14 protein-coding genes are annotated in these 9,828 nt (G+C 39.0%); 2 read left to right on the plus strand and 12 right to left on the minus strand.

Going from position 1 to position 9,828, the window contains the following annotated elements; genetic code table 11:
* Positions 1-4 precede the first annotated feature (4 nt).
* The 7 genes from rpsS to GM920_RS11785 all read right to left on the minus strand — a co-directional run bounded on the left by rpsS (position 5) and on the right by GM920_RS11785 (position 4,071).
* Positions 5-271: a 30S ribosomal protein S19 gene (gene rpsS, locus GM920_RS11755; protein ID WP_182957304.1), complete on the minus strand. Its 267-nt coding sequence runs from the start codon at positions 269-271 to the stop codon at positions 5-7.
* Complete coding sequence (gene rplB / locus GM920_RS11760; RefSeq protein WP_182957306.1) at positions 271-1,095, minus strand: 50S ribosomal protein L2; 825 nt, start codon at positions 1,093-1,095, stop codon at positions 271-273. The genes rpsS and rplB overlap by 1 nt, the downstream gene beginning before the upstream one ends.
* Positions 1,096-1,116: 21 nt before the next feature.
* Positions 1,117-1,407, minus strand: a complete 291-nt coding sequence (gene rplW, locus GM920_RS11765; RefSeq protein ID WP_062550438.1) for a 50S ribosomal protein L23 — start codon at positions 1,405-1,407, stop codon at positions 1,117-1,119.
* Position 1,408: 1 nt separating this feature from the next.
* Complete coding sequence (gene rplD / locus GM920_RS11770) at positions 1,409-2,038, minus strand: 50S ribosomal protein L4 (RefSeq protein WP_182957309.1); 630 nt, start codon at positions 2,036-2,038, stop codon at positions 1,409-1,411.
* Between the two features lie 4 nt (positions 2,039-2,042).
* Positions 2,043-2,660 carry a 50S ribosomal protein L3 gene (gene rplC, locus GM920_RS11775; RefSeq protein ID WP_182957310.1) on the minus strand — a complete coding sequence of 206 codons (618 nt, stop codon included), beginning with the start codon at positions 2,658-2,660 and terminating at the stop codon, positions 2,043-2,045.
* 182 nt (positions 2,661-2,842) lie between these two features.
* Positions 2,843-3,238 carry a DUF1634 domain-containing protein gene (locus GM920_RS11780; protein ID WP_182957313.1) on the minus strand — a complete coding sequence of 132 codons (396 nt, stop codon included), beginning with the start codon at positions 3,236-3,238 and terminating at the stop codon, positions 2,843-2,845.
* Complete coding sequence (locus GM920_RS11785; protein WP_182957316.1) at positions 3,235-4,071, minus strand: sulfite exporter TauE/SafE family protein; 837 nt, start codon at positions 4,069-4,071, stop codon at positions 3,235-3,237. Before GM920_RS11785 ends, GM920_RS11780 begins: the two co-directional genes overlap by 4 nt.
* A gap of 173 nt (positions 4,072-4,244) precedes the next feature.
* Here GM920_RS11785 and GM920_RS11790 point away from each other — a divergent pair, with 173 nt between their 5' ends.
* Complete coding sequence (locus GM920_RS11790; protein WP_182957318.1) at positions 4,245-4,847, plus strand: hypothetical protein; 603 nt, start codon at positions 4,245-4,247, stop codon at positions 4,845-4,847.
* Positions 4,848-4,947: 100 nt separating this feature from the next.
* On the opposite strand, the gene rpsJ is transcribed toward GM920_RS11790, so the two are convergent.
* The 5 genes from rpsJ to GM920_RS11815 form a co-directional block, all read right to left on the minus strand.
* Positions 4,948-5,253, minus strand: a complete 306-nt coding sequence (gene rpsJ / locus GM920_RS11795; protein ID WP_008244591.1) for a 30S ribosomal protein S10 — start codon at positions 5,251-5,253, stop codon at positions 4,948-4,950.
* 59 nt (positions 5,254-5,312) lie between these two features.
* Positions 5,313-7,427: an elongation factor G gene (gene fusA / locus GM920_RS11800; RefSeq protein WP_182957320.1), complete on the minus strand. Its 2,115-nt coding sequence runs from the start codon at positions 7,425-7,427 to the stop codon at positions 5,313-5,315.
* Between the two features lie 18 nt (positions 7,428-7,445).
* On the minus strand, positions 7,446-7,913 hold the full coding sequence (gene rpsG / locus GM920_RS11805; protein ID WP_062550444.1) for a 30S ribosomal protein S7: 468 nt from the start codon (positions 7,911-7,913) through the stop codon (positions 7,446-7,448).
* A 16-nt stretch (positions 7,914-7,929) separates the two neighbouring features.
* Entirely contained in the window at positions 7,930-8,343 is a 414-nt protein-coding gene (gene rpsL, locus GM920_RS11810) for a 30S ribosomal protein S12 (RefSeq protein ID WP_029278631.1), read from the minus strand.
* Positions 8,344-8,790: 447 nt separating this feature from the next.
* A complete protein-coding gene (locus tag GM920_RS11815) occupies positions 8,791-9,012 on the minus strand; it encodes a VF530 family protein (RefSeq protein ID WP_182957323.1) in 222 nt (73 codons plus the stop codon).
* Between the two features lie 108 nt (positions 9,013-9,120).
* Between GM920_RS11815 and GM920_RS11820 the strand changes: the two genes are divergently transcribed.
* Positions 9,121-9,762 (plus strand): hypothetical protein, encoded by a 642-nt coding sequence (locus GM920_RS11820; RefSeq protein ID WP_182957327.1) that lies wholly within the window; start codon positions 9,121-9,123, stop codon positions 9,760-9,762.
* Positions 9,763-9,828: the final 66 nt, after the last annotated feature.

Genomic DNA, 9,828 nt, shown 5'->3' on the forward strand with positions numbered 1-9,828 from the left:
TTAATTATTTTTTCTTTTCAGAGTGACCCCTAAATGTTCTGGTTGGAGCAAACTCTCCCAGCTTGTGACCAACCATGTTTTCTGTTACGTATACCGGAATAAATTTATTTCCGTTATGAACTGCAAATGTATGATTCACGAAATCTGGTGAAATCATTGATCTGCGAGACCAAGTTTTAATTACAGACCTTTTACCTGATTCATTCATAGATACTACTTTCTTCTCTACGTTATGGTCAATATACGGTCCTTTTTTTATCGAACGAGCCATTATTTCTTCCTTTTCTCTATGATGAAACGATTTGAGTATTTTTTAAGTGAACGAGTTTTGAATCCTTTCGAATACAATCCGTTTCTTGAGCGAGGTTGACCTCCTGATGAGCGACCCTCACCACCACCCATTGGGTGATCGACTGGGTTCATCGCTACCGGACGAGTTCTAGGACGACGTCCTAACCAACGTTTACGACCTGCTTTACCTAATACTTCATTTGCGTGATCCGAGTTCGAAACAGCTCCGATTGTAGCTAAACAAGTAACTAAGATAGATCTTACTTCACCTGATGGCATTTTAACAGTTGCATATTTACCATCACGTGCTGCTAATTGAGCATAAGCACCTGCGCTACGTGCCATTTGAGCACCACGACCTGGTTGAATTTCAATGTTATGTACAATCGATCCCAATGGGATGTTTGATAATGTTAAAGCATTTCCAACTTCTGGAGTTGCTGTATCACCCGAAACTACTGTTTGTCCTACTTGCAATCCTTCCGGTGCAATAATGTAACGCTTCTCTCCATCTGCGTAATGCAATAATGCAATACGAGCGGTACGGTTTGGATCGTACTCAACAGTAGCTACTGTTGCAGGAATGTTAAACTTATCACGTTTAAAGTCAATTAAACGGTAAGATTTCTTGTGACCACCACCCATGTAGCGCATAGTCATCTTTCCTGTATTGTTACGTCCTCCTGATTTCTTAGAAGATACAACCAATGATTTTTCGGGCTTGGTTGCTGTAATCTCCGAAAAGCTGGCACCTACTCTAAAGCGGGTTCCCGGAGTGACTGGTTTAAATTTTCTTAAGCCCATAGTTATAAATTATTCACTTTATTAAATATTCGCGTAATAATCAATTGTTTCACCTGCTGCCAGGGTTACAATCGCTTTTTTGTATTTTGGGCTACGACCCGTAACTAATCCACCTTTAGTGTTTCTGGACTTCACTTTACCATTTACAACCATTGTATTAATGGCTAAAATGTTAACGTTGTACATTTTCTCTATGGCTTGCTTAATCTGCAATTTATTTGCTTTGTGTTCTACTTTAAAAGTAAAGCGATTAGACTTTTCTGTTAATGCAGAAGCTTTTTCTGTTAATATTGGTTTCTTTAAAAATTCCATATTACTTGGCAAATGCCTCCTCCAATGTTTTAAGAGAATCAGCAGTTAACAAAAGCTTGCCACAGTTTAATACATCATATGTATTCAACTGATCTGCAGTAATAACTTTCGCTTTCTGAATGTTTCTGCTTGATAAATAGATATTGTTATTTTGTGAAGGTAAAACCAACAATGTCTTTTCGCCAGCTAAGTTTAATGCGCTAACTAAATTCAAGTAGTTTTTAGTTTTGATTGAATCAAAAGCAAAGTCTTCTAAAACAACAACGTTGTTATCTTGCGCTTTGTAAGTCAATGCTGATCTACGAGCAAGTTGCTTTAACTTTTTGTTCAATTTGAAACTATAATCACGTGGTTGAGGACCAAACACACGACCACCACCATTAAACAATGGAGATTTAATACTTCCGGCACGAGCACCACCAGTACCTTTTTGTTTGTAAAGTTTGCGGGTTGAACCTGCAATTTCGTTACGTTGCTTAGACTTGTGAGTACCTTGACGTTGATTAGCCAAATACTGTTTTACATCTAAATAGATCGCGTGGTCAACAGGCGTAATGCCAAATACTGACTCAGGAAGTTGCACCTTGGCACCTGTCTCTTTTCCTGAAATGTTTAATACTTTAACTTCCATCTGCTTACTTATCTAAGATTACGTAAGAACCCTTAGCTCCTGGAATGGAACCACTAACTACAACAAGGTTTTGATCAGCATAAACTTTCAAAACTTGTAAGTTTTGAACTTTTACTCTGTCACCACCCATTCTACCCGCCATACGCATACCTTTAAATACACGAGCTGGATAAGACGCAGCACCTAATGAACCTGGTGCACGCATTCTGTTATGCTGTCCGTGAGTTTGTCCACCAACACCAGCGAAACCATGACGTTTTACAACACCCTGGAAACCTTTACCTTTTGAAGTACCAACAACATCCACGAAATCACCTTCATTGAAAATGTTCACAGTTACCGTATCACCTAAGTTCAACGATTCTTCGAACGGTTCAAATTCAACCAATTTACGTTTTGGGGTTGTGCTTGCTTTCGCAAAGTGGCCTTTAAGAGGCTTGGTAGTGTTCTTTTCTTTGGCTTCGTCGAAACCTAACTGAACGGAAACATAACCGTCTTTCTCTTCGGTCTTTACCTGTGTAACAACACAAGGTCCAGCTTCAATCACCGTACATGGAATGTTCTTTCCATCGGCGTCGAATATGCTGGTCATTCCTACTTTTTTTCCAATAATACCTGACATTTTCTTTTTTTAATTTAACACCCATCGAAGCAGTAGGGCTTCGTTCAAGGTGGATACAATTCCCTTTAAGGGAGGGCAAAAATACGAAAGAAATCTTAATTTTCAAATAGTTAGCTAATTATTTTTTCAAATAAGCGCTATTTATTTTTGGGGAAGGGGGAATAGATTGAGTTATTAAGTTTTTAACCAACCAACTTGTCACTCAGGCTATACAAGATCACTAACAAAACGAATGATCCGATCAAAACATACAAGTAATCTCGTTCAATCAGGAAGCTGAAGATCGAGAAAACAACCCTGGCTACTGGCGTAAAAATCAACAATAAGGTGCCAAACTGGATAATCGCTTTAGGATCCAATTCTCGCAATCCGATAAAAATGGCTGGAATTGAAGATAATCCCGATTTGTTTGGGTTAAAAACGCGATAATCTATTTGCATGGCATGATCAGATAAAAGATAAAGGAAGCCTCCCACCAGCACCACAGACATAGATGCAATTACGCCAACACGAAGCAATGTTCCTAAAATAAGCTGAATGTCGCGATCCGCAAAGAAGTTTTTTCGTATTGAACTCATAGCTTTCCGGATAAACCGTTATAAATCATTTGCAATGCAAGAAAAGTGACCACAACTGCAAAAACTACTTTTAATTTATCAGTTTTAGTACGAACCAGGATTTTTGAGCCGATCGTTGCACCGGTCAGCACACCTATGGTCACTGGCATCGCTATTCCTGGATCAATCTGACCCCGGTGTAAGTACACTATGGCACTGGCAGCAGCCGTTACTCCCATCATAAAATTACTCGTCGTCGTAGATACCTTAAACGGGATTCTCATGATATTGTCCATCGCAATCACTTTTAAAGCACCGGAACCAATACCTAGTAAACCGGAAATGATCCCGGCAAAAAACATCATTACAAAGCCCCCTGCAACCCGGTGAACTGCATAGTTTTTAGCTCCGTTTTCTGTAGGATAGGTTCCGTTCAGTTTAAGAAATACTGCCAGTTTCCCAGAAGTATCGTTATCCGAACGATCTACTTTCTTAATGACCATCATTGCCGCAGAGAATAAAAGAATCAGCCCAAAAACAACCGCAATAAAACCTGGATTCAGATAAACGGTGATCACAGCACCAATAACCGCACTCACTGTAGTGGCCACTTCGAGAAACATGCCAATTCGGATATTGGTGATTCCTTCTTTCACATAAGCTGCTGCAGAGCCGGATGAAGTTGCAATTACAGATACAATAGAAGCACCAATCGCATAATGAATATCGACACCCAATGCCAGTGTCAATAGCGGAATAATAATCACTCCACCTCCTAGACCAGTCAGCGAACCAACCAATCCAGCTAAAAAAGCACCTGCTAGAACTATAAATGTAAATAGTAATACCGACATTGCTACAAATATACTATCTATACATAGAACACAATAAAATTCACAAATGATTGTTAGATTAAACAGGGTTTCCCTTCAACATCATTTAATAAGCTTTATATTTTTGGTGAAACCTACAGAACTAAACACGATCATAGCCAACTAACAATAGTATTCCTTAAAACAAATCCCTTATGAAAAAACTGTTATTCTCGATTATAGCGTTGCTCTTCTTAAATTTAAATACGCAGGCACAATTAGTTCCAGACAGTGCGAAAGTTGACCCTAGTCTGAGGGGACAGTACCAGCTCATGATAGCTAAATCTAAAACCATTAATGGTTACAAGCTTATCAATCCAGCCAGGCTTGGCGCATTCTGGAAAAGTGTATCCGACTCGATCAACTACAACCGAAAACAACTGATCTCGATAAAGGTCAAACTTGCCGAACAAGAAAAAGCTGTTGCTACCTTGAAGGCACAGATTTCAGGCTCAGAGAACGCTTTGGCTAGCTCCAATGCAAAGTTGGATGAAATTAGTTTTCTCGGCATCTCCTTTACTAAAAGCAAATACAATGTCATCGTATGGAGTCTGATCCTGGTCTTGGCTGCTGCACTTGCTATTGTCATCCTGCGCTCCGCTAAATTCATCCATGAAGCAAAATACAGGAGTTCATTATATGAAGAAATCGCTCAGGAATATCAAAACTACAAGACCAAGGCGAATGATAAAGAGAAAAAATTAGCGAGAGAATTGCAAGACGAACGCAATAAGCTTGACGAACTTAGAAAGAAGTAATGCCTTAAAAAATACAACGTTCCTTCTTAAAAAAGGAAGTTCAACAAAAAAGCCTTCCGAAAATAAATTCGGAAGGCTTTTTTGCTATTCGTCTAAAAAGTTAAACTTTGATTTCAACTTCAACACCGCTAGGTAGTTCAAGTTTCATTAAAGCGTCAACCGTTTTAGAGTTAGAGCTATAAATGTCTAACAAACGTTTGTAAGCGCACAATTGAAACTGCTCACGTGCTTTTTTGTTAACGTGTGGAGAACGCAAAACAGTGAAGATTTTCTTTTCTGTAGGCAATGGAATTGGTCCACTAACTACTGCACCCGTAGGTTTAACAGTCTTAACGATTTTCTCAGCAGATTTATCTACCAAGTTGTAATCGTAAGATTTTAATTTAATTCTGATTCTTTGGCTCATCTTATATATGTATTAAGGCTGCCGGTTAGAGCTATTAATAACCGGCTGCCGATTTATTACTATTCTGCAGATTTGATTCTACCTTTTGATTTAGCAACTACTTCATCCTGTACGTTTCTTGGTGCTGGTGCGTAGTGATCAAACTCCATTGTTGAAGTTGCACGACCAGAAGTGATGGTACGTAACTGAGTTACATAACCAAACATCTCAGAAAGAGGCACAGTAGCTTTAATTACCTGAGAACCATTACGCGTGTCCATACCTAAAAGTTGACCACGACGACGGTTCATGTCACCGATAACATCACCCATGTTTTCTTCAGGGGTTAAGATTTCGATTTTCATGATTGGCTCCATCAATACTGGATTACATTTTGGTAATGCTTCACGGTAAGCCATTTTAGCTGCAAGTTCAAATGATAAAGCATCTGAATCGACTGCGTGGAATGAACCATCAATTAAGCGAACTTTCATGTCTGGTAGTGGATAACCAGCCAATACTCCATTAGCCATAGATGCTGCGAAACCTTTCTCAACTGAAGGGATAAACTCACGAGGGATTGAACCACCTGTGATTTCATTCACAAATTGTAAACCACCTTTTTCGTAATCCGCATCGATTGGAGAAATAACAACTTGGATATCCGCGAATTTACCACGACCACCTGATTGTTTTTTGTAAGTCTCACGGTGTTGAACCGAACCATTAATTGCTTCTTTGTAAGCAACTTGTGGCGCACCTTGGTTAACCTCAACTTTAAACTCACGTCTTAAGCGGTCAATCAAGATATCTAAGTGAAGCTCACCCATACCAGAGATTACAGTTTGGCCAGTTTCCTGATCAGTCTGAACTCTAAATGTAGGATCTTCTTCAGCTAATTTAGATAAACCAATACCTAATTTATCAATGTCAGCTTGAGTTTTAGGCTCAATAGCTAAACCGATAACCGGTTCTGGGAAATCCATAGATTCTAAAATAATTGGATTTTTCTCATCACAAAGTGTATCACCTGTTTTGATATCTTTAAAGCCTACTACTGCAGCAATATCACCAGCACCTACATTAGGAATTGGGTTTTGCTTGTTCGCGTGCATTTGGAAGATACGAGAGATACGCTCTTTGTTCTCAGAACGTGCGTTGTAAACGTATGAACCAGCGTCTAAGTTACCTGAGTATACACGGATAAAGCACAAACGACCTACGAAAGGATCGGTTGCAATTTTAAACGCTAATGCTGCAAACGGCTCATTAACATCTGGTTGACGAGTTACTTCTTCACCTGTTTCTGGGTTGGTACCAGTGATACCATCCACATCCATTGGCGAAGGCAACAATTCCATTACCAAATCCAACATAGTTTGAACACCTTTGTTTTTGAAAGATGAACCACAAACCATAGGAACGATTTTAGCATCTAGAGTTGCTTTACGCAATGCATCAAGAATTTCACGCTCAGTGATTGAGTTTGGATCCTCGAAGAATTTCTCCATTAAGGACTCATCATAATCAGCAACAGCTTCTAATAAATTCTCTCTCCATTCCGCAACTTCGTCTAACATATCTTCTGGAATTGGAACTTCAGTAAAGGTCATACCTTTATCTTCTTCATTCCAAACGATACCACGGTTGTTGATTAAATCAACTACACCTTTAAAGCTATCTTCACCACCGATAGGTAATTGTAAAGGAACTGCATGGCTACCCAACATTTCTCTTACTTGCTTCACAACTTTTAAGAAGTCAGCTCCTGAACGGTCCATTTTGTTAACGAAACCAATACGTGGAACTGCATAGTTGTTAGCTAAACGCCAGTTAGTTTCAGATTGAGGCTCAACACCATCAACTGCTGAAAATAAGAATACCAATCCGTCTAAAACACGAAGTGAACGGTTTACCTCTACGGTAAAATCCACGTGTCCTGGAGTATCGATAACGTTTACCTGGTATTTATTACCGCGGTAAGGCCAGAATACCGTTGTAGCTGCAGACGTGATCGTAATTCCACGTTCTGCCTCTTGGATCATCCAGTCCATCGTAGATGCACCTTCGTGTACCTCACCAATTTTGTGATTTACTCCGGCGTAATAAAGGATACGCTCAGTTGTTGTGGTTTTACCCGCATCAATGTGAGCCGCGATTCCAATATTTCTTGTAAATTTTAAATCTCTTGACATTTTATAATTCTCTATAAATTAGAAACGGAAGTGAGAGAACGCTTTGTTAGCCTCAGCCATTTTATGCGTATCTTCTTTTTTCTTAACGGCTGCACCTTCACCTTTAGCTGCTGAAACGATTTCACCTGCTAATTTTTCTTTCATGGTTTTTTCACCACGTTTACGAGCGTAAGAAATTAACCATTTCATGCCTAAAGCAATCTTACGGTCAGGTCTTACCTCTGTAGGTACCTGGAAATTTGCACCACCTACACGACGAGATTTAACCTCTACTGCAGGCATTACATTTGTTAAAGCACGTTTCCACACTTCTAGACCGTTCTCACCTGCTTTTTTCTCAGCAAGTTCAACAGCATCATAAAAAATACTATATGCGATAGATTTTTTTCCATCGTACATCATATTGTTTACAAAACGGGTCACCTGAACATCGTTAAATTTTGGATCAGGAAGGATAATTCTTTTCTTTGGTTTTGACTTTCTCATTTGTTTTTCCTCCTAATTATTTCTTTTTACCTTTTGTTGGTGCCGCTACTACTTGACCTGGTTTAGGACGTTTAGTACCGTATTTTGAACGACGTTGGTTACGACCAGCAACTCCTGAAGTATCTAACGCTCCACGGATGATGTGGTAACGTACTCCTGGTAAATCTTTAACACGACCACCACGGATCAATACAATGGAGTGCTCCTGTAAATTGTGACCTTCACCTGGAATATAGGCATTCACCTCTTTACCATTGGTTAAACGTACACGGGCAACTTTACGCATTGCTGAGTTTGGTTTTTTAGGGGTAGTGGTATATACACGTGTACATACACCTCTTCGCTGTGGACAGCTGTCCAACGCAGGAGACTTACTCTTGAACTCCAGTGCTACTCTACCTTTTCTAACTAATTGTTGAATGGTTGGCATTGTTCTTTTTGTTTTCTATTAATATTTAAAAACTTTACCCCTATAATAAGGGACTGCAAAGGTAGGATATTACATTTTATAAATCAAGGGCTTAACGCAAAAATAATTCTAAGCTAAGATTGCTTAAAATCAATAGGATCAGAAGGTTTAGCCGTCATGTAATTGCTATTGAATTTTCAAACTCTAGTATAAAGTACCTGAAACCTAAATTCAAAATGAGTTCAGAACGAGCTCAACATCTAAACAGATTTATTTAACCTTTAATAAAGCTTTTCCAGGGCTCTTCTAGGGCTTTGATAGGGCCAATTGACCTTTCAAAACCGGGATAATAGCCTTGTAAACATGTTAAAGTCCTCAAGATATATCGAACTCATCCAGTCTCCTGGTCAAACTCCGCTTGAGGTCAGAAAATAGTATTAGTATAACAAATCTATAAGATTAACTATATCAGTGGAAAGTGTCTAAGTAAAGTTTCTCTACTTTCTTTCTGGCCCAATCCGTCTTACGTAGAAATTTCAAGCTGGACTTTAAACTTGGATTATTCAAAAAACATTCAATACGAATCAATCTACCCAATTCTGGCCAGTCGTAATGCCACACCAATTGTTTAACAATAAACTCCAATGTTTTACCATGTAAAGGGTTATTTGGCTGTGCTGATTCTGTCATGCTACAAAAATAATAAGAATTTCCGGCTCCTAAATGTCATCCGGATAAAAAGACTCTAATTAGTAATGACTAAATTTGTCCTATTCAGTTTTACTTAATTCCTACCTCATGCAATTTAAATTAGGAGATTTTGTTCGTTTCGTGGACGAAAATATAGAAGGTTATATCACCAGAATAATCGATAAAGACATGCTTGGTGTGACCGATTCGAATGATTTTGAAATTCCCGTACTCGCTTCTAAAGTGACTTTAGTTCATGACGAAATCCCTGAAAGTGATATCGTTTCTAACCGTCCAGCTGTAGTGATTCCAGAAGCACAATTTATTAAAGACGGAGTTTATCTGGGTTTGATTACTGATCAACACAGTACTTCGGTAGCCCATTTCCATTTGGTAAATGAAAGCTCTTTCCAATTATTAACCAGCTTAACCACAGAAAAAGGTGACCATTATAAAGGGGAATTTGCGGCTATTATTCCTGCCCATTCGACCAAAAAGATTTACTCTGCTCAATTGGGAGACATTCAGATCTGGCCAAAGTTCAAACTGGAAATTTTATTCCATACCCCGGCAGATGTGGAACCTAAAGCGCCCATCATTTACCATGAACGCATCAAAGGAAAAGATCTTTCTGTAGCGAAAGTAGACATCGCATTACTGAAACAAAAAGGCTGGTTAATCCGCCTGGACGCTCCGGAAGCTTTGATTGATGCAGAAAAATTGAAAGAAAGTTTTTTTAAAGCACGATAACAGCTAGGTACCAGGCAAGGATGCCAATTAAGTACCAAACAATTACAGGAATTCAGGCGTTATCCC

Source organism: Pedobacter gandavensis, assembly GCF_014172405.1.
GTDB classification, from domain to species: Bacteria; Bacteroidota; Bacteroidia; order Sphingobacteriales; family Sphingobacteriaceae; genus Pedobacter; species Pedobacter gandavensis.

What these genes read in the sequence shown, in the direction of transcription:
- rpsS (WP_182957304.1), bottom strand. Translation starts at nt 271, where the DNA reads ATGGCTCGTTCGATAAAAAAAGGACCGTATATTGACCATAACGTAGAG.
- GM920_RS11820 (WP_182957327.1), top strand. Translation starts at nt 9,121, where the DNA reads ATGCAATTTAAATTAGGAGATTTTGTTCGTTTCGTGGACGAAAATATA.
- rplW (WP_062550438.1), bottom strand. Translation starts at nt 1,407, where the DNA reads ATGGAATTTTTAAAGAAACCAATATTAACAGAAAAAGCTTCTGCATTA.
- rplC (WP_182957310.1), bottom strand. Translation starts at nt 2,660, where the DNA reads ATGTCAGGTATTATTGGAAAAAAAGTAGGAATGACCAGCATATTCGAC.
- fusA (WP_182957320.1), bottom strand. Translation starts at nt 7,427, where the DNA reads ATGTCAAGAGATTTAAAATTTACAAGAAATATTGGAATCGCGGCTCAC.
- GM920_RS11790 (WP_182957318.1), top strand. Translation starts at nt 4,245, where the DNA reads ATGAAAAAACTGTTATTCTCGATTATAGCGTTGCTCTTCTTAAATTTA.
- rpsJ (WP_008244591.1), bottom strand. Translation starts at nt 5,253, where the DNA reads ATGAGCCAAAGAATCAGAATTAAATTAAAATCTTACGATTACAACTTG.
- GM920_RS11785 (WP_182957316.1), bottom strand. Translation starts at nt 4,071, where the DNA reads ATGTCGGTATTACTATTTACATTTATAGTTCTAGCAGGTGCTTTTTTA.
- rpsG (WP_062550444.1), bottom strand. Translation starts at nt 7,913, where the DNA reads ATGAGAAAGTCAAAACCAAAGAAAAGAATTATCCTTCCTGATCCAAAA.
- rpsL (WP_029278631.1), bottom strand. Translation starts at nt 8,343, where the DNA reads ATGCCAACCATTCAACAATTAGTTAGAAAAGGTAGAGTAGCACTGGAG.
- rplD (WP_182957309.1), bottom strand. Translation starts at nt 2,038, where the DNA reads ATGGAAGTTAAAGTATTAAACATTTCAGGAAAAGAGACAGGTGCCAAG.
- GM920_RS11780 (WP_182957313.1), bottom strand. Translation starts at nt 3,238, where the DNA reads ATGAGTTCAATACGAAAAAACTTCTTTGCGGATCGCGACATTCAGCTT.
- rplB (WP_182957306.1), bottom strand. Translation starts at nt 1,095, where the DNA reads ATGGGCTTAAGAAAATTTAAACCAGTCACTCCGGGAACCCGCTTTAGA.
- GM920_RS11815 (WP_182957323.1), bottom strand. Translation starts at nt 9,012, where the DNA reads ATGACAGAATCAGCACAGCCAAATAACCCTTTACATGGTAAAACATTG.